Source organism: Orlajensenia flava, assembly GCF_004801905.1.
Classification (GTDB): domain Bacteria; phylum Actinomycetota; class Actinomycetes; order Actinomycetales; family Microbacteriaceae; genus Orlajensenia; species Orlajensenia flava.
On record NZ_SSSN01000007.1, the window covers coordinates 196165 to 219799 of the forward strand.

The following is a 23635-nucleotide window of genomic DNA, read 5'->3' on the forward strand; positions in this document are numbered from 1 at the left end:
CGCCCGCACGCGAACGGGCTCGAAGCGGCCTCGATGCGGTGGGGCCTATCGTGACAGTGTGGAAGCTCACGATGTCGTCGTCATCGGCGCAGGCCTCGCCGGGCTGCGCTGTGCGGTACGTCTCGCGGAGGCGGGTCGTCAGGTGCTCGTCCTCGAAGCGGAGGACGCGGTCGGAGGTCGCGAGCGCACGGATTTGCTCGACGGCTTCCAGCTGGATCGCGGCTTCCACGTCCTGAACCCCGCGTACCCGGCTGTCAAACGCTGGGTCGACCTGGACACCCTGGGCCTGCAGCCGTTCCCCGTCGGGGTTCGGGTGCGCCGACAGAACGGGATCGTCGAGCTGCACCACCCGCTCCGGCATCCCATCAGGGGCTTCGGCACGCTCGCTAGCGGAATGGTCTCCATCCGCGATGCTGCAGCCCTGCTCCGCTGGACGCTGCCGGCAGTGGCGCGTCCTCGATCGGTGATCACCGGAAGCGACCGTTCCCTCCAGGAGGGCTGGGACCGCGTCGGCCTGCACGGATCGGTGCGCACCGAGGTGCTGGAGCCATTCTTCGCCGGAGTTCTCGCCGACGACCGGGGTGACACCTCCGACGCCTTCGCCCGACTTCTGGCGCGAATGTTCGCCATCGGCCGGCCGGGTCTGCCGGCGGCGGGTATCGGTGCGCTGCCTGCGCAGCTGGCCGCATCCGCCAAAGACGGCGGTGCGCAGGTGCGACTCAGAGCGCGCGTGAAGCGCATGACGCGTCGCGCCGATCGGTTCGACGTCGACGTGACGGATGGCGACACCCTCCGCGCCGAGAAGGTCGTCGTCGCGGTCGGCCCCGGCGCCACCAGCGACCTATCGGATCTTCCGCGGCCCGCGACGAAAGGCCTGCAGACCTGGTGGTTCGCCGCTACCACCGCGCCCACGACCTCTGCGCTGATCTCCGTCGATGGCCGCCGCAACGGCCCGATCGTCAACACGGTCGTCATCTCCAACGCTGCGCCCCGCTACGCTCCGGCGGGGAGTCACCTCATCCAGGCCACCTGTCTGCTGCCGGATGCTCGGACCACGCACGCGGAGGCGATTCCTCGAGAGAGCGAGGTCCGACGCCAGCTCGGCGAGATCTGGAACGCGGATGTCTCGAGCTGGCGGCTCCTGAGGCGCGACGACATCCCCGACGCCCTACCGGCGCAACTGCCGCCGCTGCGCCTCACGCACCCCGCCCGCCTGGACAACGGACTCTTCATCGCCGGCGACTACCGCGACACCGCGTCGATCCAGGGAGCCCTCGTGTCCGGTGATCGAGTGGCGAGAGCCGTGCTCGCCGGCTGACCGCGCCGCCGTGCTCCCCGACCCGCCGACGGGCAGCAGCGCCCAGGCACCGGATGCATGACGGGTGGGACGATCGCAGCCGCGATGGCGAGGACCCCGGTACCGGATTCGGCGTACGGGGATCGTGACCGCTTGCGGTGCGAGCGCGATATCTGCTCCAGCCAACACGAGACACAGACCGGGGCAATCCCGCCTAGGGCATCAACCAATTGTCCACTTCTGCAGCGCCGCTTATCGCGCACGCGCGCCCGTCTAGGGCATCGGGATCCGGATCTCCGCCGCCGACGCCGGCCCAAAACGCTCATCGAAGTCGCGCTCGTTCGACACCCAGACCTCGTTCCACAAACTCGAGTGATCCCTCCCGAGCGCCGAGTCGCGCCGCATGCCCCGACGTTGAGCGGTCGCCAGATCGACATCGCACCAGACCGTGAGGTCCAACGCTCCGACCGCCTCAGGATGGAAGAGACCGATGAGATCCACGATGAGGACCTCCCCGGTCGGAATCGGCTCCGGATCACCGAGTGCTCTGGCACTCCAATCAAACCTCCGGAACATGCTCGGTTGACGATCGCGGAACGGCCCGAGTACCTCCCTGACGAGGCGGGACCGCTCGACCCCATCCCAATCCGTCGATCGACGGTGCGACCGCGATGGATCGAGGAAGTCGTCGCCTCTCATCCGCACGCTCCCTGGGACCAGCCCGAGCAGGTTCCGCGCGAGCGTGGACTTTCCTGCGCCGCCATAGCCGGAAATCCCCACGACAATCGGGCGGCCACGTTCTGCGCGACGGCTTGCGATCGCCCCAGCGAGTTCTGCTACCTCCATCCGAACAGCATCACCGAGCCTCAGCTGATGAGCAACTGCGACCCGGCCACCCTCGCGGACTTAGACATGTTGTCGGGGGTTGCTTTCGGGTATTCGGACACCCTCAATGAGGTTCCCCAGGCGAGAGGGTCCTGGTGGCGGAATCCGCCGTGACCCGTCGCTATCGCTATCTGCCTCGGACCAGGGGTTGAACACTCGAAGCGGCACAGCATCAATTCTCGAGAGAGATCGACCCTGATGTAGATGCGACGGCTGCCCCCGCCACGGGTGACAGCCCGCGCGCGGACCGCTACGCCACGCGAGAAGCCCTATCACGGAGGGTGATCATGCCGTGACGTCCGGACGATCGAGGATCCACAGCCACGAACCGTCGCTCTGGCGCCGGGCGACCTCGGCCGTGGCCGCGCTCGGCGTCCGTGTCGATGTGAGCGCCACATCACCGAGAACGATGGCAGGGTGCTGCTCGATGATGGGGAAGTCGGACCGGTGCGCCAACAGATCGTGGTAGGCGGCGCGAATCGCATCGGCGCCGCGGGCTGTCGCGCCTCCCGGGAGCGCGAGTACGGCATCCGGTTCGTAGAGCGCGACTAGGCCCTCCACGTCGCAGTCACTGGCGCGCTGGACGAAATATCGACCCAGATCTTCGGGGACACTTGCAGGCTCGTGCGCGAATTCGGGCATTCATCGGCTCCCTTCTTTCCAGCACGCTGCAGTGGGTTGTAGGAGCCAGTAGAACGGCGCGGGAGTGGGTTGTCAAACCCATTCAGGCCTATTCTTCGGATCTGGCGCGCTCAGAACGAGGCGAACCCGTCCTGTCGGCGCTTGGAAGGGAGACTCGCGCTCGCATCGTCGAGGCGGCAGCGGACCTGATCTACGAGCACGGCGTTCCGGTACGCGGAACGAGGACGTCCGCCGGAGCGCGACCGTCAGTGGATCGCAGCTCACGCATTACTTCCCAAGCCGTGACGATCTGATAAACGCCGTCCCTGAATGGCGCGCGGGCAGCGTGCTGGCACTGCACGAGTCACCGGAGTTCGGCGGCCTGGAGAGCATCGACGCGCTCCGGCACTGGGCCGAGACGTACGTCGAGCGCAGCCAGGCCTGGCGGGGTGGATGCAGCTACGGCTCGCTCGCAGCCGAACTCTACGAGGCCGATGCCCGCCAACCTCGGGAACCTCGCGCACGGCTTCGAGCGCTGGCATGGCGTATTCGCTCGGGGTCTGTCGATCATGCGCAGTCAAGGACGACTGCGAGACGAAGCCGACACCGAAGAACTAGCCGACGTCCTGCTCGCAGCGTTCCAGGGAGGAGCGCTACTCGCACAAGTCAGCGGCGATGCTCGACCGCTCAGAGCATCGCTGACCTCGGCGATCGCTTACGTCGAATCGTTTGCCCGCGGACCGATTGAGCCAACTGATGGAGGGAACCGTGAGCCCCAGCGTTCGTAGGCGGAACGGTGCAAAGCAGTCGGTGTCGTCAACGCCTCGCCGGGTGCGACGGTGCACAGCGCCGGGCTCGCCCACGCGTGCTGATTCCCACCCGCAGGTAATGCCACTCCGGGCGACTTCGACGGCGGCAGATTGCGTGAAGTCTTTTCCATCGAGTCGACTTCGACCATCGATGCGCCCGGATATCGCCAGCGGAATCACGCACGGAATCTGCAGTCACTAGCTCCGCAGCGGTCCGGATGCCGTGGTCCTCCTGCATTTCCGCGCTCCACTTCTGCCACGCGCCCGGTTCTCTCCCACTCGGTCGGCTGGTAATGGTCGGGTCAGCGCGTCAGGTGAATGAACGAAGCCATCGAATAATCAATGCCACAGCGGTCTCGCCGCCACCAGAAATTCTGACCTGTTTCGGGGTGGTGCGAAGGACCGCACCGCTCGAGCGCTGGCAGAGTGAACCCAGCAGTGAACGTGATGTCTGTATCCCGCATCGCCGACCCGCGCGAACCCCTCGTCGATCCGGTATAAGCACCCAGTAAGGACTATGAACATGACTCGTCTTTCCACGCGGTCCCGTCGCGGCTCGTCGGCGCGGAGGCGCACACCCAGTGCAGCTTTCCTCACCCTCGGCGGTATCACGACCGCCCTTCTCCTGGGGGTAACCGGATGCACCGCCACCGCACATCCTGTCCAGACCAACATTCCCGGAGACACCCTCAGCCCGGCACCAACCCCAAGCCCGACCGGCAACTCAGCCGACACCGCAACGGTGTCCGTGCCTCCGGACAATCCTTACTACGAGCTGCTCATTCAAGGCACCCAGCCACCGGTCGGCTATGGCACCACCGTCAACGGGTGCGTCGTGGCGCCGAGAGCCAGTTGCCCTTCAGCTGATCTGTCGAAGTCGATGTTGAGGGGTGCCCTGTTCGAGTACGCCGACCTGACCGGAGCGCGGTTGGACGGGGCAACTATCGCCTTGGCCAACTTCAGCTATGCATCCTTGGCTGGCGCCGATCTCAGCGACACAACCCTGACCGGCGTCTCGCTGAACGAAGCCTATGCCCCGAAACTTTCTTTGGCCGGATCGGTCCTCCGCCTGGGAAGCATCGCAAACTCCGACCTGACCGGCGCGAACCTGCAACGCCTCAACGCGAATTTCGGCGCCATCATCGGCTCCGATCTCTCTGGTGCCGACCTCGCGAACGCCAACCTCTCGGACAGCGACATCAACGGTGTGAACCTGACCGGCGCGAACCTCAGCAATGTCAATCTCGCGAATGCCGATCTGACCGGCTCCACCCTGACCGGCGCGAACCTCCACGGTGCCGTGTACTGCAACACTCTGATGCCCAACGGTCACGTCAAGAACCCGAAAAAGGGGCTGTGCCCAGGACAAGCGACAAGCCCATCCGATCCCTCCGCTAAGCCCATCCCGCTGCCCGCCAGCAATGTGTTCTATCCCGCCATCAACGCTCTCATCAACGGCAAGCAGCTGGTATCAGGATCAAAGATCGGGGGGTGTGCGATCCAGGCCTACACACAATGCCGAGCAGCGAAGCTGGCGCAGGAGGACCTGCAAGGTGCCTTCTTGGCATACTCTTCCCTGCAGAATGCAGACCTCTCTGGAGCCAAATTCTTCGTCGGCAGCATGGCGTTCGCACGGGCTGAAGGAGTCGACATGTCGGGTATTCAACTCGGCGGCACCGCCGCCGTCAACGCGAACATGGCCGGCGCGAAGCTTGACGATTCGAAACTGAGCTTGGCCGTCTTCACCGGCGCCGATCTGCGCAACTCGACCTTCACGCACGCTGACGCACGAATCGGATCCTTCGCAGGAGCCGACGCACGAGGTGCCAAGTTCACCGGCGCCGATCTTTCAGAAGCTCGGGGAGGCCGTTCAGGTGTGCTCCAGCGAGACAGGTTTCGTCTCGCATGCGGATCCGCTAGCGGGCGTCTGCTGATGAGAGGCTGACGCCGTCCAGCTCACCATCCATGTACATCCGAGAAGGTGAGATGTACAATTAGCTCATGTCCATCGTCAGTGTCGCAGACGCGCGCAACCACCTCTCCGATGTCATCGATCGCTCGAAGAATGAAGCAGTGTTCATTGAGCGTCGGGGCCAGCGCGCCGCTGTTGTGGTGAGTCCCGAGCAGTATGAGCGGATGCTTGAGGCACTCGAAGACGCAGACGATGTCGTGGCGTTCGACGAGGCCATGGCGGAGGAAGGTCCCAATGTCCCGTGGGCTCAGGTGAAAGCCGACCTGGGCTGGAAGTGACCTACCAGGTCGAGCTGCGTCCCGCCGCGGTTCGCGCGTTGAAGCGAATTGACCACCAGGACCGCGACCGCATTCGCGGGGCGATCGCCCTTCTGGGGGAGAATCCACGGCCGCCAGGAGCCAAAGCGCTCCAGGGGTGTTCCGGCCTCCGCGTCCGAATCGGGGACTACCGCATCATCTACACCATCGACGATGACATCCTCATCATCGCGGTAATCACCCTCGGCCACCGCCGCGACGTGTATGACCGCTGAGCGCCCGTGGATGGATCGCCATCTGGCGCGGCTTAGCCCTCTGGATGCCGGGTGTGGTCCTCAAGGTCGGGCTCGGCGCGCAGCACGTCGGCGATCTCCTCCTCCCTGTCCGTCGATGATCTAAGCGTGCATGTTCGGTGGTCCCGCGCGTGGCGGATTGAGCAATTGTTGTCAGGGTGGATGGAGCAGCGGTTATCGGCGTGAGTAGAGCGGGTGCGGCACAGCTCGGTAGGCCGCCAAGCAGGTGTACGCGAGCCAAGCCCATCCCGCAACGACGGCAATCCAAAGGAGTAGAACCCCGATCGTGCTGCTCGAGAGCGCACCACCGGCGATGAAGGCGCCGATGATGATGATCCCGGCGCAGAGGGACCAGACCGTGCCACGCGAGTGACGGCTGCGGAACCAGGACACAGCGATGAATGCCGAGATGCCGAGTGCTAGGAAGCCGATTCCTCCGAACGCCAGGTGCAGGAGCCCGGCCACCGTCCCGGTACCGCTTCCGGGCCGGTCTGGTGCCGCGAACGCGGTGAGTACCAGCCCGAGCCCGTAGATGCCAACGAGCACGGCGGCCACACGCGGCCACTTCGGTGTGCGCGCCAAGCCGATCGCAGCGACGATCGTCATCAGCCCCGATAGGACGAGGTTCAGGCCCTGCAGCCAGCCGAGGTCGCCGAGCAGCAGGATGCTCAAGGCGTCGCGGCCGAAGTCGAAGCCGGGACGAGTAGCTGCCAGGACCAAGCCGACGACGAGGTAGAACGGTCCCGCCACGACACCCCACCCGAGCATCGAGCGGGTCACCGCGGCCGCCCGATCCAGGCCGCTATCGGCTGCTGCTGTCGTCGTCATCATTCCCTCACCTGTTGGCTCAACATCTCGCGACCCCTACATTATGCACTGGCCGGTGCATAATGTAACCTGTGCCGACCTCTTCAGACCAAACTGTGACGAATCGGGAGCAGCGTAGAGACCCTCGGCCTGCCCGATCCCGTGAGCTGATCCTGGACGCGGCCCTCCCTCATTTCCTCGCCCATGGCTTTACCGCTTCGACCGTCGAGGGCATTGCCGTCGCCGCCGGTGTCGCCAAGCGCACGGTGTACAACCTGTTCCCCACGAAAGACGATCTGTTCCGCTCGGTCATTCACCGCTCCACCGAGACTTCGGAACGATTCATCACGGAACGCGTCGAATCCGACATCGGTGTCGGCGAGTTCCACGACGAGATCCTCGCCTTCGCCCTTACCCACGCCCGCGCCGTCTTGAGCCCCGACGTCATCGCCACCAGAAGGCTGCTGATCGGTGAGTCACGGATCTTCCCCGAACTGGCTGCCGAGTACTTCGAACGAGTGCCGTCCGCCGTACTGCAGGCAATCGCCGCCCGGCTCGAGCGATACCACGAACTCGGTCTTCTGCACATCGACGATCCTCGGACGGCAGCGGAGCATTTCGCATACCTGGTCCTCGGCGCCGCCCTCGACCGCGCCCTACTCGAACCACGCACCCTCGAACCACACCGCGTCACCGACTCTGCCACAGCTGGAGCTACCACCTTCCTACGCGCCTACAGCCCGTAAACCGGTCCCTCAGCGTTCTGGAAATGGGGCGAGGTCCCGCTCCCATTGATCAATAGCCGCAGCGAGTTGTCGTGAGTCGATCGGTATAGAGACGATGTACTCGTCTAGGTCGGTCCGCTGATCTTCTTGCCGCCAGGGCGGTAGTGCATCAAATCCCAGCACGACGCGGACGGAGAGGCCGCCGGGTGTGGGCACCGCTTCAAAAGCCAGCAGCAACTCCGTGAAATCGAGTCTCGACCTGGCATCGCCAGACGTAGGGGCGGTGACGTTCTCGCCCAGCCGTGCTAGCCAGGAGGCGAGACGACGCGCTTCGAATGTCGTCAGGCAAGGGTGGATGAATTTCCACTGGCGACCATCGGCCAAACGAACCCACCCGCGAATGTTGAGCCAGTTCGCGTCCCAAGGGTCACTGCTTCGTGGCACGTTAGGGAACTCGTAGCCAGCCACCATCAGATCGAGGAAGGCTCCGTCATCTGACCCAAGTCTCACGCACTCAACGTATCGTTCACCCGCCCGGCGATGGATCGCTGATCGTACAGTTTTAGAAGTGTCTGTAAGTCCTGCTGCGAAGTCGAACTTGGGCGCCGCCGGCGCCTCACGTTGTGCGCCACGAGTACGACGACAGACGGAAAAAATCCCGCTGAGAGAGCCTGACAATGTCACCGCCGTTGCCGCCCAGCACATCGGGCATCAACGACGTCGCGCCGCCGTTCGCGACTGACCAGACCACCACATCGCGACCGTACACGACTTCCGACACTGAATCTCCACGGCAAGTGCCATCGATCGCAGTGTCCGTAAGCCGGTCGGCTTGGGGGACAACCTGTCAGTAGTGATAGCGGGCTTGGAGGATGGTGACGTACCGTTCGTCGGCTACATAGACGAGACGGTGCGCCTCGTCGATTCGTCGTGACCATGCTCCGGCAAGGGCGTGCTTGAGGGGCTCGGGTTTTCCGATGCCTTCGAAGGGGTCGTCGCGGAGGATGTCGGCGATCGTGAGCACGTTGAACAGCAGCCTCCCGACAGGATCGAGAGGATCATGGACGGACCCAGTTGTAGGAACCGCTCAGTGATGTCCACGAGGCGCCTCCAATCAGCGGCATCACGTTGCCGAAATGTCCACGCACAGCTACAGGGTGACTGGACCAAGATGCCTGGATCGCGGCGTGCACTCAAAAGTTTTGCAGTTACCACTGTTCGGCTTCGCTTTGATGCAAATTCTTCTCAATTGCTTTAGGCTCGTGCCGACGTGCCGGCGCTCGAGCCGTCATGCGCGAAACGAAGGAGTTTCCGATGAGACATAGGCCATTTTTCGGGGCTGCCGCCGTCGCGGTCGCCCTCGCGGTCGCCGTCGGCGGGGCGGCACCCGCTCAGGCCGCTGATCCGTATGACGACATCGCAAACGACACTGTGTGGCTCGACACGGCGGCGGCCCCGATTAAGGCACAGGGGGGCAACGTTTTCCAGGAAGGTGATACCTGGTATTGGGTAGGCACCGGGATGGACAAGAGTTCCGACCTCAGCAACCCGCTCGCCAAGTCGATCAATCTTTACAGCTCGAGCGACCTTGAGAAGTGGACGTTTGAGAAAGCTCTGGTCACACAGTCCGGCACGACAGGCGACCTAAAGACGGGGGCGTGGCTCGGGCGACCCCAGCTCATCCACAACGAAGAATTTGGCAAGTACATCATCTGGGCGGAGGTCGCGTCGGGCCTCACCAACTCTCTAGGAAAGAGCCTGGGGAACGCTCAGGCAGTCTTCGTGAGCGATAGCCTCACGGGCACGTATACCTATCAGGGAAAGCAGCTCACGCAGGGCCGCTCCGCCGGAGATCGATCTGTCTTCGTCGAGGGCGACAACGCCTACCTCGTGTACGTCCGTGACAGCACGGAGACCCGGAACGTCGATCTCAATATTGCCCCACTCTCGGCCGACTGGCTCACGGTCGGTGCCCCGATCTGGACGGGTGACTACGGTCACCATGAGGCTCCCGGCATCGTAAAGGTCGGATCTACGTACTACCTCTTCGCATCCGGCATGAACGACTGGGCGGGAACCCCGACGGCATATCGCACGAGCACCAACCTCGTGACCTGGTCGACATGGGCGAACGTCGTGAACCAGCCGGCGTCCAGCACCTCGTTCGGCACGCAGTTCGAGCAGATCATTCCGGTGACGGGAACCAACGGCACCGCCTTCATTTACAACGGCGATCGGTACTCGCAGTTCTATGGCGGCAAGACCCCCGCCCCCGGCGGGATCGGACGCAACGCGTGGTACCCCCTCACCTTTGACGCCGGAGTCCCGACGCTTCACGGTGCAACTGACGTCTCTGTGGACGTCGCATCGGGCACACTCGACTGGAATGAGGTCGCGAACGGACGATTTGATCAGGAGGTCGCAGGAACGACGATCCCCCAATGGGCAGCGACGGGGACCGCGGGCGCTGTCAAGGTCGAGAACACCTCCTCTGACGTAACCAACCGGCAGCTGACGCTGTGGAGTGCGAACGCCTTCAACGCATGGGTCGCTCAGAATGTGACCCTGCCAAACGGCACCTACACGTTGACCTTCGACTACAAGGCGAGCGGCAATGCGACCAAGGCGTTCTTCTCCATCAAGAACCACGGGGGGACGGAGATCCAGACTGACCTCAACGCGGCCCAGTCGTCATGGGCGACGAAGAACGTGACCTTCACCGTAACGACGGGGACGGCACGCATCGGCGCATGGCTCGACGGCACGGGAGGTCAGTGGCTCAACATCGACAACGTGTCCATACGCAGGGACTAAGCACAGGGAGGCGATCCGTTCAAAAGAACGCGGTCGCCTCCCTTCTTCGCCTGCTCTCGTGTGGCGGGTGAAGCCGGCCGTAGAACTTTCGGTGCGGCACCGCCGTGCCACCCCGACGACCTGAAATGGCCACTGTCGCCGCTCCCGACACCTGCCGTTGGTTAGGTCCTATCTCGTGGTGCAATTCGCCTGTCGGGGTTGGGCAGTAACGAGCAGCTCAAGGGGTCGGGAAGATCTGCAGATCTCGGCGCGGCACACTCCCAGTTGAGCCGCCCGATGAGGTTGCTGCCCCAGACCTTCTGCTAGTGCTCACGTGGCGTGCCGCGATCGTGGTGCGGTCCGGTTCCGTGGAGTCGGGCATGGGGGTGCGCAGGCAGTCGGTAACCTGGGCGCCGGGTGGCGAGTGGGAGCCGCTACGACCGCCGGTGTCGACGCGCGAATCGGGTCATCGCGATTCCCCCAATTAGGAGGATCACCGTTAGGCCAGCGAGCAAGGGCACGGGTATTGATGCGCCTGTCACTGCGAGGCCGCGCGTGTGCGGTTCTGCGGCGGGGCGGTCATCGTTCCCCGACGACGGCGCGTCGGGCGATTCATGGTCAACGGCGAGCGGGGCGTTGGCCTCGACCGCACCGATGTCACAGTGCCCGCCTTGGGGGCGGTAGACGCCGCGTTGATCGACGCCGTCGACCGGTGCGGCTTGACACGTGACATCGTCGCCGGCGTCGCGCGCCGGACTCGTGGTCGCCAGATCCATGGTCGGGGTCGACCCGCCGTTCTTCGCCAGTCCTAGCAGCTGCGGGGACGTGTTGCTGCGGGAATCGCTGCCCAGTCCGCAGGTGTCGCCCGTTTCCATGTTGTGGCCGTTGTCGATGATGTTGCCCGAACAACTGCCGGAGAAGGAACTGTCGAAGATGGTGTTCGCGGCGGTAACCGCACCGGTCGAACTCAGTTGGATGTCTGCCCCGTCGCTGCCTTGGTTACCCGAGAAGGTGTCGTTGAGGAGCGTCGTGCTTCCGGAGACGCTGTCGAGGACCGTGCCGTTGCCTGCGAAAGTGCTGTTGGCGATGGTCGCGAAGCCCTCTTGGGCGATGACCGGATTGGGCCCGATATTGGCGGTGAAGGTGCTTCCCCTGATGGTCAGCAGCCCGCCTTGATTTTCGATGGTCTGCGCCGAGTTGTTGCTCAGTGTCGAGTTGGCCACGGTGAGAGACCCGCCGTTGTTGAAGAGCATCGAGGGTCCGCCGATGGCTTCGTTGTTCATCATCATGACGTCGTCGAGCGTCAGGGATCCTGTCGATGTGATCATGTGCTGGTCGGTGTTGGCGACGGGAGCACCCATGAAGGACAACTGACGGAGTGCCAGGGATTCTCCTTGACTCACGGTGAAGAGCTGGGGTCCACTGATCGTCAGTTCCTCGGCGTCGGGTCCGATTATCGCGATGTCGTTCGTGATGGCGAGTGGGCCGGTGACGTTGATCGTGCCGGTGACGATGGAGGTGATTGTGGCCCCTGTTCCGAGTGCGTTCGCGGCGGCGACCGCATCGGGAAGCGTGCAGAGAGTCTGCGTGCATGAACCAAGCGCCATGAACAGCGTCGATGTGACGACGAATGGGTTGATCTGTGGCCCACCGGCGAGTTCGAATGCCCCGGTATCGCAGTGCGGTCCCTGAGGTCGACCTACGCCGCGCTGGTCGAAGTGGCTCACGGGAGCGGCGTCGCAGACTGAGTCGTTGCCGGCGTCCTTCGCGGCGCTGTCTGGAAGGACCGCGATGGTCTGGGTGGGTCCGCCGTTGTCGGCGAGCCCCACGGGGCTGAGACCTGGGTCCGTTCCACCCCCGGCGACGCCGCAGCTGGTGTCCGAGATCAGGTTTCCGCCCCCGTCGGCCGGCGCGATGGCCATGCGGCAGATGCCAGTGATTCCGTAGTCGTTGACTGGCGCGGCGGCCACGTTGGAGAGCGTGAGGGTCGCCGCCCCGTCAGGTGGGGAGACGGTGGAAATCGAGTCTCCACCCCAAACCAGCGAATTGCTGCCCTCTCCGGCCCGGCCGGACGTGCCATCGAAATCGCCGGTACCTGGCGTTCCGGGCTGCCCCGGAAGCAGCCCGGTGGCCAATCCGCTGTCCTGGCAGTAGTCGCAGAAGTGGTTCGCGTTGAAAGTCACGTTCACCACTGAAGCGGCCCCCTGGTTGAACAGGCCGCCGCCGTCAACGATCACACCTCCCTCCGGGGCGATGCCCGCGTTTCCTCCATTGCCGGCGTTCCCGCCCTCGTATCCGTGGCCGCCGTTGTTGCCGCTGCCGCCATTGCCGTTCATCAGGTTGGCGAATTGGCCGGTATACGGTCCGCGGACAGTGTTGTTTGCCACGGTGGAGTTGGTGAGGGTGAGGTCAGCGGCGTTGTATATGCCACCGCCGCGGCTGATCCCCATGTCACCGCCGTTTCCGCCATCACCGCCGTTCCCGCCCGACCCGTCCTGCTCCGTGGGTCCTGTGGTCGCGGGCAGACCCCTCGGGCCCTCGCCGCCCTCGCCTCCGTCGCCGCCATACGTCGCTGCGCCGGCGGTGTTCCCGTTGATTGTGGAGCCTGTGACCGTGGCGGTGCCGCCCAAGACGGCGACACCGCCTCCGAAACCGCCGTTTCCGCCGTCCGCGCCGTCACCGCCTCGTCCGCCTGTGCCCATGGTGCCGATGGCGTTCGCCTCCTGGGACGGCGTGCCGGTTCCGCCGACAGCACCGGGCGCCCCGGGCTGACCGGAGGTGGGGTCATTTGTGTCGCTGTCCGCGTGATAGCTGTCGCCGCCGCTGTTATCGGCGATGGTGGTGGCCGTTATTGTGAGGGTTCCCGTGGAAGCGAGGCCCCCACCGGTTCCGCCCGCACCGTTGTTGCCGCCAGCACCGCCCGCGCCGCCGGTCGCGCCGTTCTCATTGTCGCCTGGTACGCCTGCCTGACCGGCTGAGCCTCCGGCGCCACCGTAAGCCGAGACCCCGCCAGCAGAATTGCCCTGGACCGTAGATCCACTGAGCGTTGTCGTACCGGAGCTGTAGAGGCCGGCTCCGCTGCCGCCGGGGCCGGCCGAGCCACCCGCTCCCCCGGCACCGCCGTCGCCGCCGGTACCTGACGCCACGCCGGGACCATTGCCCCCTAGTCCTCCCGTTCCGCCATGGCCACCCGCGTTCCCCATGCCACCGGTATTTCCGGAGATCGTCGAGTTGGTGGCCGTGACAGTCGCGCCGCTGTTACTGATTCCGGCGCCGTCGCCGCCGCGCCCGCCGGACCCTCCGGCACCGGCACCGCCGCCGTCACCGGCGTTGCTGTGGTGATCGAGGAAAATGTTCGGTTTGCCGGAGCCACCGAGACCTCCGGTCCCGCCGACACCCCCTGGGCCGCCCGGGCCTGTGGTGTTGGCGGAAATACGCGAGTTCATCAGAGCCAGAGTGGCGCCGCTGAACAGCGCTATTCCTGCACCGTCGCCGCCAGCACCGCCATCACCGCCGGCTCCGCCCAGCCCGCCACTGCCTGCTTGGCCGAGATGGCCCGGGGAAGCATCGGGACCTTCACCGCCTGCTCCGCCCGGTCCTCCCGAACCGCCGGGACCGCCCGCACCGGTGCTGTTGCCGGTGACCGTCACGTTTGTGAGTGAGAGGGATCCCTCGTTCAGGATTCCGCCGCCGGGAAGGCCCGCAGTTCCGTCGGTGCCCAGGTTGCCTGGCAGCCCGGGGTCACCGGTACCGACGTCGCCAACCGGTTCACCCGAAGCGCCCGGCAAGCCAGCCAGGGTGGTTCCGCCGCTGATGATGAGATCCTCGAGGGCTAACGTCGCCGATGACGTGATGTGCAGGATGCGGAATGCGGGCGCATCCGCAGCTCGAGTGATGGTGGAGCCGTTCCCCACAATCCTCATGGTCGCGGTCAGCGACGGCAAGCCCGCCGGGCCGTAGTCCGGGTCGGTGAACGCGACGGCGGTCAGTGAGTAGGTGCAGCCTTCCGAGAGCGTTAGTGTGCCGCCCCCACCGGAATCGACCTGGGTGATTCCCGCGACCAGTTCTGTGACGTCGCAGCCGACTGTTGCATCCGCTGCCGTGGCCGGTGCGGCGGAGGTAACCGCACCCACTGCCGTCAGGGCCACCGCCACCATGACGGCGAAGCAACACCGAGCCTTCTTGCTCATCGATCTCATTGCGGACACCTGCTCCTTGTACTGATCCAGCATGATTGGCGATCCTTTGCGCCCGGGTCGGACCGAGTTGCTCACCACGACGACACCCTCGTTTCAGTCCTGGTCTGTGCTCGGTGCTGGCCGAGCCGGCGGGGTCGCTCCGCCAGGGCCCGCGGTCAACATGCCCACAGTCACCGCGGGGTGGTGTGGGCTTTGCTCCGTTTGCGGCGCTGGTGGATGAGCAGTGAGATCATTCCACCTCCGAGCGCCAGCAACCCGACGGCAATGAATCCCACGGGGATCGTGGTTCCTGTCCGAGCGAGCTGAGCGGCCGCACTTTTCTGGGCGCGGTCGGAGGGTGGCGATCCAGTGCTACCCGCGCCGGGCTGAGCGCCGTTGTCGTCAGGAGGATCGACAACGGATGCTGCGGTGACGGTGATCGTGATGGTTGCGGGCATGAGCTCCCCATAGGAGGCGGTGATGATGTGCTCCCCAAGGGCGGTCATCGTGACGAGGTTGGGTGAGGACGCGTCGAAGGTGTCGCTGGGGACGTTGCTCGTATAGGTGGCCTCCGACGAGGCGTCGCCGAAAGGGTTCCCGAACGCGTCGACACCGGCCACATTGATGGTGACTTGCTCACCGGCCGTTGCGGTGGTGGGTGTGTTCAGGATTGCAAGGCCTACTGCCGGGCCGGGAGCTACTTCCACGGAAAAGGTCTGTGTTGTGGACGGGTTGCCGTTCCACCAGACACTGAGCGTTCGGTTGTCAGCTTTGGTCATGATCACGCCCGCGTCGGTGAACTGATCGGAGGGTTCCGTGCTGCTCCAGGAGACGAATCCGGTTGGGGGAGGGAAGCTGTCCTGCGTCCCGTTCGTGACAGTGACGTCGAGGGGGTGAGGGCTTTCTGAGGCGGTCACCACGAGTGGGGGTGGGACCACGTTCAGCGTGAGGTCGGTGATCCAGAAGACCTGGATGGATCCATCCCCGGAGGTGAGTGCGGTGGAGATGGAGCCGTCAAACACGGCCGCCGAGTTCAGGGATTGGCCCGCGGCGCCTCCGCCGCCTCCGGAACCGTAGGTCTGAGAGGTGCTGGCGACGCCGCCGCCGCCTCCGCCGAGCGGGGAGCCGCCGCCTCCGCCACCGCCCTGCCCCCAGGTCTGACCGTCAGATGTGGCCGCTGCCGCGCCGGTTCCTCCGGTGTACCCGTTGCCGGAGCCGGGCACGCCGCCGCTTCCGCCGGCTCTTGTTCCTTGACCACCGCCTGCGAGGCTGCTGCCGGGCTCGCCCGCTGCGGGGCTATCCCCCGCATCGCCGCCGTTGCCGCCATCGGGGTGTTCTCCAGAGCCGACGGCGCTGGCATCTCCGCTGCCGCCAGCTCCGCCGCCGCCGGCAGCTACCGTGATGGTTCCGCCATCCATGAGAATGACGGATGCGCCACCGCCGCCCCCGCCGGTGACAGGCCCGTCGGAGTCATTCCATCCGGGAGTTCCCGGCGCGCCTCCGATATAGCTGCCGGCCGCCCAGCCGGCCGCTCCGGGTAAGCCAGCGGCACCAGCGATGACTTCGAACTGCTGGCCCGGGCTGACGTAGAACTGCCCGCCCGTCACCGCGCCGCGTCCACCGGTCGCGCCTCGGCTGGCGTCTCCCCCGGAGCCTCCTTGCACGACGAACGCCACAGCTTGCACGCCGACGGGAACTGTCAGGTCCTGCTGACCGTCAGCGGGTGTGAACGGTTGCGGATTCACCGGAATGTCAGTCACCGACGAATCAGCCGACGCGGCCGAGGCAGCGACGAGGAGCGAACTGGCGGTCATACCGACGGCTAGCAGGAGGGAAAGCGATCGGCGGGCCCGCCCCGCCAGCGGTCGGCGTCCAGGCGGCAGGGATACAGACATCAGTGGTCCTTTGAGTAGAGAGGGCGCGCACGGCCTCTGAGATGGGTGAACGGTATTGGCTTGGTCAGGTGGTCGGAGCGGTGCCGGTGCGGCGCCGACGCACAAGGAGGATGGTGATCAATGCCGCCGCGAGGATGACGGCTGCGATGCCGACGATGGTCCAGATGGGACCGACCCCGAGGGTGTGCCAGTTGGCGCGGGCGTGGGTGTGCTGGAAGGGGTGGTTGTGGTCATGCTGGGGGCAGGATCTGCGCCGGTTACGGTGACCTGCGTACTGGCAAGTGGGGTTTCCCCGTCGGTGACATCCACGATGTAGGTGCCCGGCTCAGACGCGGTGAACGTTGTGGTCGCGGTACCGTCCGTGACGGTCGCGGTGGCCGGATCGAGGGTCGCGTCGCCGGAGTTGCCGCCGAGCCCGAAGTTCGCAGTCGCGAGGCCGCCGAGGTTCGAGGCGGTGATTGTCACGGGTTGCCCTGCGGTGATGGTGCCTGGGCTGGCGGTCAGCTGCGCCCCTGCAGCAGGGGCGTCGGCGGTAACTGTGATGGTGGTGTCGCCGATCGGGGATTCGCCGTCCGTGACGTCCACGGCGTACGTGCCGGGTTCACTCGCCTTGAAGTAGACCTGAGCGCTGCCGTCGGTGACCGGCGACGTGGCGCTGGTGTCGAAGGTCGAGCCGTCCGCGGACAGTGACGCGCCATCGGTGTTGCTCAGGCCGAAGCCGGCAGTCTCCAGACCGCCCAGGCCGGTCGCCGTCACCCGGGCGACCTCACCGACGGCGACGGTCGACGGGTTCGCCGTCACCTCCACGTCGGAGCTTTGCGCCGACGCAGCGACCGTGCTTCCGGATAGAAGCCCCGCAACAATTGCTACGGCCAAGATGGCGAGTCGTTGCGCTCTCCCCTTCGAGGGCCCCTGCCGGCGATCGCGCGAGTGGTCGGTCGCCGCGGTAGGGCTCATGACCGGTTTGGCGGCGGGGGCGAGTTCGGTCGCTGCGGGCGGTATGTCAATAGATCGCGTCGGCGGGAGACTGAGACTTGCCGGGTGGATGTTCGGGGGGGCCATGATGATCTCCTGATGGTGAGTGACAGTGACGGTCGCCCGCCTGTTTGGCGGCGGCCGGTGAGGGTAGCGATGCACCCTGGGCCGTGTCGATCCTGTCGCCAGGTCTCGCGCTGTCGCCTGTTAGAAAGTCCTAGGTTTGCCGCAGCGGGGTCTCGGACGACTCGAGTGGCGCCGCAGGTACCGCACGTTCTGATGGGTAACAGTCCGTGTGGGAAACGAATGGGCGCGGATGCCGACGCCATCACGACCAGGCAGCTTCGCGCCTCCAAGGAGCAGGAATTCCGCAGACCTGCGCCGACTCGTTCCTCTGCTCCAGCCCCTGCGGCGGGACTAAGCGCTGCGGGAAGTCGTCAGCATCTTCGCAAGAGCGGGCGGGTCGGTGAACGCCGACATGTGCGCCCAGTCTTCGTGAACCCGCAATGTGGCACGAGGAAGGCGAGCGGAGAGGTCGGTCATCACGGCGGGGGTGGACACCGAGTCACGGCCGGCGGCTACGAGGTACGTGGGCATTTCGAGCCGTCCGACGTCTGCCGATCTGTCGTAGGTTGCGATCGCGCTGAGAGCGTTCGCCCAGTCCTCTGGGGATGCCGTCGCTGCCGCCAGATCCGCGCGAGCTTGCCGCACCGCCTCGGCATCGGCATCAATTTCGCCCGCAGTGAACCAGCGCGCCAGACCCGCCGCCACGGTCGGGCCGGTCCCCTGGCGGACGGCTTCGGCGACCTCCGCGAATGGCGAAAAGGGTGTATCGCGACTGCAGAGAACGGTCAGGGATTTCACCCTTTCCGCGTTCGCGAGTGCCAGCTCGATGGCGATCTGGCCGCCGAACGAGTGGCCGACGACGTCCCACCGACCCGCTGGCAGGGTGGGGGCGATAGTGCGCGCAATGGCATTCTGCGCGTCTGTCCTTCCGGGAACACGGGTGCAGTCAGGCATCACCTTCGGTCCGTCGAGCAGAGCCGCGACAGGCTGCCACACAGCCGGTGTGAGGGGCGTGCCGTGGATAAGCACCCAGGTTGCCATTGCTACACCCTTCCAGGTCTAGCCTTCGCCTGCGAGATGTCGTCGACGGGGGCCGCCGGCTGTGACTCACTCGTGGAAGGCGATCTTGCCGAGCTGGTCGTCGAACCAGTCGAAGATCCGTTGCTCGGTCAGCTCACGGGCCAGGGGTTGGCAGTGGTAACTGGCGCCCTCGGTCTGCCGGAATCGTGCGAGCGTAGATGTCGGCACAAGCGTGGCGAGTTCAGCAGGCTGCCCCGGGAAGAATTGTTCCCCGTCGGGGTCAACGATGTAGAGGGGTGTGCGGATCAGGGCAGCCACATCGTCTGCCAAGCGGTACTTCGCCACTTCGTCCAACACCGCGGCATACCCGGTGACCCCATACGGGCGCGCTCGGAACTCCCATACCTGGCGCGCAGTCGACGCACTCGGCTGCTGCATGGCCTGCCCCATATACCGATCAAACGAAGCGCGGTCGCTCTCGTAAAGGTTGCGAAGCTGAGGAGAGAGGTTGTCGAACCAGGCGCGCGACACGTCAACAACCCCGCCGTCCACGGCAGCGGCGGCGAATCGATGCTCCATCGCCAGTGCACGAGGAACCCAGTACCCACCCTGGCTGATTCCCACGACAACGAGTCTGCCGGGATCAACATCGTCCCGGCCGAGGAGATGGTCGACGACCGGCGTGAGCACTTTCTCCCAGTCGTAGCGGAACGGGATGCCGCGCTCGAAGAGCATCGACTGCTGCCCCGGACCGTTGAACAGGAGCACATTGTACCCCCGCTCGAGCGCACCTTCTGCGGCCTGGCACCACAATCCGCTGAGGGAACCGTCGCTGCCGTTGTTGACCACCAGAGTCGGCCGCGCCGTCCCGGAGCTGTCCGGCCGGAAGAACCAACCGGGCATGCGCACGTCGTCTTGGTAAGGGATGCTGACGCGTTGCACGTCCCACCGAGTGTGATCCACGAACCCTTCCCACGCCCGGATGTGAGCGCGCATGGTCGGCAGCAAGTGCTCACCGGTCACGATGGCCCCGTCGACAGCGTTCACCGCGACGGCGAGGTAATTCGCGGCGCGCAGATAGGCGCGAGCGGCGCTGACCTTGTGTCCTTGCTGAGCAAGGCTTTCTGCCCGATCCGCAATGCTGTGGCCAAGGCCCCGCCACGCGGTGAACCAGCCGAGCGCGTCGTCGTCGGCGATGTTCGCGACGGTTGCGAGCACTTCGCCCGGTTCGGCACCGCCGCGCCCGGACTTGCCGAGGATGGAACGGATCGCGAAGTCGCGGCGGCTGCCGAACCCGGCGGTGTAGACCGTCTGTGAACTTTGGCCGTGGTGATCCAGTTCGTCGGGAGTGAGCGCGGCGTCGATGCGGGTTTGAGTGGAGGCCGTCATTACTTGACCGCTTCAGTCTTGGCGGGAATGGGAATGGAGGTGGTCATCGGGTGGGCGTGCTCGGCCTGCTCAGCGCGCGCCTTTTCCCGCTTGGTGTAGAGGAAGGCAAGGGTGAAGGCGGCAATCGCGACGCCGTATCCAACCAGCGGCCGGGCTGCTGTGAGAAGCCAGGGATCCACGGAAACAATGATGTGCGCGACGCCCGACGCCAGGATGGCAAGCCCCCACGCCACGCTGATACGGCGGTTCAGGGCGATGAACTGCGGAGCGTGCCAGTACGCCTGAGGGACCGCGGCGCGGGAAGTCTGCGTCGTGAACGGGTAGAACGCAGCGCTGACGAGGATGAACAGGCCGAGAACGACCGAGACACCGCCCGGGCCCCACTGGCTGAGCCACGCGTCCACACCGGGACCCCCGGTGACGGCGACGACGACGAAGATCGCGAGGACCACCGCCTGGGCGACGGGCAGGATGCCCACCCCGCCGTGCGCCGTCACCATGACGACGACTACTGCGGCGACCAGCCCACCGATGGCGGCGCCGGTGATCGGAAGCCATGCGGCCAGGATTCCGAATACGACAAGAGGTATGAAGTTGGTGATGATCTTGGCGGCGTGCATGACGAGCCCTTCCGTGATGTCAATGGGTGACGTGGAGCGGACGCTCCCGGTGAACCCTCTTCTGCCGCAGCAGGAGGGGGATGCTCACCAGTGTCAAGGCACGCACGCCTGCCGCACCCGGGACTTTCTCCCAGTTCTCAGGTCGATGAGGGGCGACGAGGCTGGATTACGCGACCGCCGAGCGAGCGAGCTCCGTAAGCCCGTGACGGGACGTCACGCCCGTCTTGGCATAAATGTTCGTCAGGTGAAAGGACACCGTGCTGGGGGAGAGATACAGATCGCGCGCCACCTGTGCGTAGCTCAGCCCGGAGGTGATCAGCGTCGCCACATCGCGTTCTCGGGGCGAGAGCGCGGCAAGTACGTCCGGCCGTGAGGTCGTTGCGGGGGTGTCGGCGCTGAAAAGTCGTGCGTAAACGGGAGCCTGCAGGTCCCGGTACCCGGTCACCGCCCGCTCACGTGCGGTCCTCGCGAGATCGTCCTGCCCGTTCGCCGAGGCGATGCGGGACAGGTCAGCTAGAAGGTGACAGCGATACAACGGCAACTCGGTAGGTGTGCTGGTCACGGCGGCCGCGGAGCGGGCGAGCTGGCCGGCTTGAGAAAGATGGCCGGCGTGTTCGCTGGCGAGGGCACGCAGCCACGGCACACCCCAGGACATCCAGGCGGGGCGATAGGGGCCGGTGCTGAGGAGGTGATCGTACTGGCGGGCGGCGGTGAGCTCTCCCGCCCAAATTGCCGACAAAGATAGGTGAAACAGAATGAAGGGCGCTACATACGCACGGAGATCGTGGAACCGATCGCCGAACTGCTCCACCAGCGTCGGAAACAGGTTCGCCTGGGCATGCGGATCTCCTTTGGCGTGCGCGTACACGACGCGCGAAACCACGTGCAGTTCCAACGCTTCCCACCAGGGGGCGTCTCGGAGACGGGGTGTGAAGGATGAGAGCAGGCCATCCGCGTCGTCCCACGCCCCGTCGATGATCGACGCCACAGGCCTGATGGCCTCCACGATGGGATGAGCACCGGGGAAGCTGGATTCGGCGGCGATGTCGAGGTCGGCGCGTGCGAGATCCCACGCGCCCCGCTGCCAGCGTGCCAGGCCGAGGAAGGCGTCATACACCCCTTCCGCCACCGAGGACACCTGTCCGGCGTGCATCCGTCTCGTGACCTCGATCAGATCGTTCTCCGCTTCTTCGGCGGCGCCGCTGAAGAGGAACAGGCTTCCTCTCCATCCCAGCTCGAGCGTCTGCGCGAGCGAAGTCCTGTCGGGCTGTGACGGCAGAGCGTCAAGAGTGTCGAGGATGGTTGCTGCGTCGCCGCTGCGGAGGCCCAGCTGACCCGCGCTGGGGACGTGCAGCACGGCGATGGCAGGATCACGGACCGGCTCGGCATCCGCCCGTGCAAGCAGCGGCAGCAATTCCTCGCGCTCGTATCCGCGCCCGATGCCCGTGTGCAGCTGCAGAACTGCAAAACGATACCGGGTGCGGGAATCGGCGCTCTCCAGTGCCTCGACTGGGAGGGAGGCGAACACGGCGGCGGCCCTTTCGAGCTTCTTCTGGGCATGCAGCAGGGCGCCTTGAACGAGGGTAAATCGCACCTGGTCACCCGTGCGGTCGATCGTGTCCATTTCGGCTTCAGCCGCGTCCAGATCTCGCGCGAGAACCATGTGGAAAAGCGCCTCGAGTCGGCGCGAAATGGCGAGACTGGGGTCACTAGTGATGGAGCCGGCCAGCCTGTAGAAATGAGCGGCTTTGCGGTATTGCACGTCCGCGGCGGCGGCTTCTGCCGCAGCCACCAGGTTGCCGGCCAGCGAGTCGTCGAAGGCATAGGTCCCGGCCACGCGATGCTCAAGTGCTTCGCCAGGGGAGGAGGCATGGGCGGCCGCACGCAGGTGCAGTTCGCGGCGCTCGGTCAGGCCGATGCTTTGGTAGACGGCAGTTCGCACGAGTGCATGCACGATCCGTACGGGGGAGCCTGGCTCCAACGCTCGATGTTCAAGCAGTCCTCGCGAGATTAGGATCTCAGTGGCTGCGGCGGGGTCATCCACGCCGGCGACAAAGGCAGCCTGGGGCAGTGGAATCCATCGCGATCCCAATACGGCCACGGCGTTGAGCAAGGCGGCAGCAGACTCCGAGATTGACGCGATCTCCTCGCGCACGCTGCCAGCCAGCTCGCGGGGTGCCGGCATCGGTTCCATGACGGCCAGCTCCCGCGGGGAGTACTGACGCAGCAATGACCGCATGTATAGCGGATTCCCGCCCGTGTGAGCGACGAGCCGCTCGACGACCCAGTCCGCCGCCCCCGGATAGATGTCTTGCACGAGCGTTCGCGCGGCCGCCCCTTTCCAGGGAAGCAGATCGATGCGCGCGAAGTTGCCGCCCCGCGCCCCGAGCCGCGCCCACTCGGAATGCTTCACCATCCCATCGGGCCGACTGGTGACGACGATCAGTACGTTCTCTGCAACAGCACGCTGGGCAAGCCAATAGAGCGCTTCGACCGACTCTCGGTCACTCCAGTGCAAGTCGTCCACCGCTAAAAGAACGGGCCCGCGATCGGCGGCGGTATCCACCATCTGGCGGAGTTGCTGCGCGACCAGGATCGGATCTTTGAGCGACCCTCCGGGCGCTCGCACGTCGGACACATCCCATTGCCCGATCAACTCGTACGGCTCGGCAGAATTCGCGTCCTGCCCTTCAGCGCGGAGGACAACGAAGTCGTTCGCGTCACGGACAACATCGCGGAGCAGGCTCGACTTGCCCATGCCAGCTTCCCCGACGATGGTCAACACTGCAGGGCGTCCTGACCGGGATGCGGCGAGCATGGCGGCGACTGTCTCCAGGTCTTCCTCACGCCATTTCACTCGCCCGCCCCTCCCCCATCGACCCTACTAATCACGGCGATCACATCGCGAGGGCGAATGCCTTGCAGTTGCGCCTTGACAGACCTGGGAGTTCTTTTCAGCCGCGACGCTCACCGTCCGAAAGCGCGAATGAACACAAGGGTCAACCAGCGACCGTGACGAGGACGAACCTTGTG

At 65.4% G+C, this 23635-nt stretch carries 19 protein-coding genes; 6 read left to right on the forward strand and 13 right to left on the reverse strand.

The features are described 5' to 3' along the window. Positions 1–58: 58 nt before the first annotated feature. Positions 59–1318 carry an NAD(P)/FAD-dependent oxidoreductase gene (locus E6C70_RS11140; protein WP_136424613.1) on the forward strand — a complete coding sequence of 420 codons (1260 nt, stop codon included), beginning with the start codon at positions 59–61 and terminating at the stop codon, positions 1316–1318. Positions 1319–1570: 252 nt separating this feature from the next. Here E6C70_RS11140 and E6C70_RS17075 read toward each other — a convergent pair whose 3' ends face one another. Beyond that, entirely contained in the window at positions 1571–1798 is a 228-nt protein-coding gene (locus tag E6C70_RS17075; RefSeq protein WP_235833402.1) for a nucleoside/nucleotide kinase family protein, read from the reverse strand. A 669-nt stretch (positions 1799–2467) separates the two neighbouring features. Then, entirely contained in the window at positions 2468–2824 is a 357-nt protein-coding gene (locus E6C70_RS11150; protein WP_136424615.1) for a YybH family protein, read from the reverse strand. Positions 2825–4135: 1311 nt separating this feature from the next. Between E6C70_RS11150 and E6C70_RS11160 the strand changes: the two genes are divergently transcribed. Genes E6C70_RS11160 through E6C70_RS11170 form a run of 3 tightly spaced genes read left to right on the forward strand, consistent with a single transcriptional unit; the run spans position 4136 to position 6116 of the window. Then, entirely contained in the window at positions 4136–5557 is a 1422-nt protein-coding gene (locus E6C70_RS11160) for a pentapeptide repeat-containing protein (RefSeq protein WP_168770930.1), read from the forward strand. 56 nt (positions 5558–5613) lie between these two features. After that, positions 5614–5862 carry a type II toxin-antitoxin system Phd/YefM family antitoxin gene (locus tag E6C70_RS11165; RefSeq protein ID WP_136424617.1) on the forward strand — a complete coding sequence of 83 codons (249 nt, stop codon included), beginning with the start codon at positions 5614–5616 and terminating at the stop codon, positions 5860–5862. Next, on the forward strand, positions 5859–6116 hold the full coding sequence (locus tag E6C70_RS11170; protein WP_136424618.1) for a type II toxin-antitoxin system RelE family toxin: 258 nt from the start codon (positions 5859–5861) through the stop codon (positions 6114–6116). Before E6C70_RS11165 ends, E6C70_RS11170 begins: the two co-directional genes overlap by 4 nt. 192 nt (positions 6117–6308) lie before the next feature. Here the strand turns inward: E6C70_RS11170 and E6C70_RS11175 are convergent, their stop codons facing one another. Further along, positions 6309–6965 (reverse strand): DUF998 domain-containing protein, encoded by a 657-nt coding sequence (locus tag E6C70_RS11175; protein WP_235833403.1) that lies wholly within the window; start codon positions 6963–6965, stop codon positions 6309–6311. A 92-nt stretch (positions 6966–7057) separates the two neighbouring features. Between E6C70_RS11175 and E6C70_RS11180 the strand changes: the two genes are divergently transcribed. After that, the gene (locus E6C70_RS11180) at positions 7058–7687 is read left to right on the forward strand and encodes a TetR/AcrR family transcriptional regulator (RefSeq protein WP_268895962.1); all 630 of its coding nucleotides are present in this window, start codon (positions 7058–7060) and stop codon (positions 7685–7687) included. Between the two features lie 9 nt (positions 7688–7696). On the opposite strand, the gene E6C70_RS11185 is transcribed toward E6C70_RS11180, so the two are convergent. From E6C70_RS11185 to E6C70_RS11190, 3 genes are all read right to left on the reverse strand, one after another. Then, positions 7697–8176 carry a WapI family immunity protein gene (locus E6C70_RS11185; protein ID WP_136424620.1) on the reverse strand — a complete coding sequence of 160 codons (480 nt, stop codon included), beginning with the start codon at positions 8174–8176 and terminating at the stop codon, positions 7697–7699. A gap of 106 nt (positions 8177–8282) precedes the next feature. Further along, positions 8283–8447: a hypothetical protein gene (locus E6C70_RS16695; protein WP_168770931.1), complete on the reverse strand. Its 165-nt coding sequence runs from the start codon at positions 8445–8447 to the stop codon at positions 8283–8285. A 66-nt stretch (positions 8448–8513) separates the two neighbouring features. Continuing rightward, positions 8514–8690, reverse strand: a complete 177-nt coding sequence (locus E6C70_RS11190; RefSeq protein ID WP_407921034.1) for a Txe/YoeB family addiction module toxin — start codon at positions 8688–8690, stop codon at positions 8514–8516. 266 nt (positions 8691–8956) lie between these two features. On the opposite strand from E6C70_RS11190, the gene E6C70_RS11195 reads away from it, so the two are divergent. After that, positions 8957–10480 carry a family 43 glycosylhydrolase gene (locus tag E6C70_RS11195; RefSeq protein ID WP_136424622.1) on the forward strand — a complete coding sequence of 508 codons (1524 nt, stop codon included), beginning with the start codon at positions 8957–8959 and terminating at the stop codon, positions 10478–10480. A gap of 413 nt (positions 10481–10893) precedes the next feature. On the opposite strand, the gene E6C70_RS16700 is transcribed toward E6C70_RS11195, so the two are convergent. The 7 genes from E6C70_RS16700 to E6C70_RS11235 form a co-directional block, all read right to left on the reverse strand. Next, entirely contained in the window at positions 10894–14691 is a 3798-nt protein-coding gene (locus E6C70_RS16700; RefSeq protein WP_168770917.1) for a right-handed parallel beta-helix repeat-containing protein, read from the reverse strand. Between the two features lie 137 nt (positions 14692–14828). Further along, positions 14829–16397 carry a hypothetical protein gene (locus E6C70_RS17185; RefSeq protein WP_168770932.1) on the reverse strand — a complete coding sequence of 523 codons (1569 nt, stop codon included), beginning with the start codon at positions 16395–16397 and terminating at the stop codon, positions 14829–14831. A gap of 252 nt (positions 16398–16649) precedes the next feature. After that, on the reverse strand, positions 16650–17339 hold the full coding sequence (locus E6C70_RS11215) for a hypothetical protein (RefSeq protein ID WP_136424625.1): 690 nt from the start codon (positions 17337–17339) through the stop codon (positions 16650–16652). 585 nt (positions 17340–17924) lie between these two features. After that, a complete protein-coding gene (locus tag E6C70_RS11220; RefSeq protein WP_136424626.1) occupies positions 17925–18614 on the reverse strand; it encodes an alpha/beta fold hydrolase in 690 nt (229 codons plus the stop codon). A 66-nt stretch (positions 18615–18680) separates the two neighbouring features. After that, positions 18681–19982, reverse strand: a complete 1302-nt coding sequence (locus E6C70_RS11225; protein ID WP_136424627.1) for an alpha/beta hydrolase family protein — start codon at positions 19980–19982, stop codon at positions 18681–18683. Then, positions 19982–20602, reverse strand: a complete 621-nt coding sequence (locus tag E6C70_RS11230) for a DUF3159 domain-containing protein (protein ID WP_136424628.1) — start codon at positions 20600–20602, stop codon at positions 19982–19984. Before E6C70_RS11230 ends, E6C70_RS11225 begins: the two co-directional genes overlap by 1 nt. A gap of 166 nt (positions 20603–20768) precedes the next feature. Continuing rightward, positions 20769–23459 carry an AAA family ATPase gene (locus E6C70_RS11235; protein ID WP_136424629.1) on the reverse strand — a complete coding sequence of 897 codons (2691 nt, stop codon included), beginning with the start codon at positions 23457–23459 and terminating at the stop codon, positions 20769–20771. Between the last annotated feature and the right edge of the window lie 176 nt (positions 23460–23635).

Coding starts and splice junctions, on each gene's coding strand:
- E6C70_RS11150 (WP_136424615.1), bottom strand. CDS start 2,824: ATGCCCGAATTCGCGCACGAGCCTGCAAGTGTCCCCGAAGATCTGGGT.
- E6C70_RS11160 (WP_168770930.1), top strand. CDS start 4,136: ATGACTCGTCTTTCCACGCGGTCCCGTCGCGGCTCGTCGGCGCGGAGG.
- E6C70_RS11165 (WP_136424617.1), top strand. CDS start 5,614: ATGTCCATCGTCAGTGTCGCAGACGCGCGCAACCACCTCTCCGATGTC.
- E6C70_RS11175 (WP_235833403.1), bottom strand. CDS start 6,965: ATGATGACGACGACAGCAGCAGCCGATAGCGGCCTGGATCGGGCGGCC.
- E6C70_RS11195 (WP_136424622.1), top strand. CDS start 8,957: ATGCGCGAAACGAAGGAGTTTCCGATGAGACATAGGCCATTTTTCGGG.
- E6C70_RS16700 (WP_168770917.1), bottom strand. CDS start 14,691: ATGCTGGATCAGTACAAGGAGCAGGTGTCCGCAATGAGATCGATGAGC.
- E6C70_RS11220 (WP_136424626.1), bottom strand. CDS start 18,614: ATGGCAACCTGGGTGCTTATCCACGGCACGCCCCTCACACCGGCTGTG.
- E6C70_RS11225 (WP_136424627.1), bottom strand. CDS start 19,982: ATGACGGCCTCCACTCAAACCCGCATCGACGCCGCGCTCACTCCCGAC.
- E6C70_RS11230 (WP_136424628.1), bottom strand. CDS start 20,602: ATGCACGCCGCCAAGATCATCACCAACTTCATACCTCTTGTCGTATTC.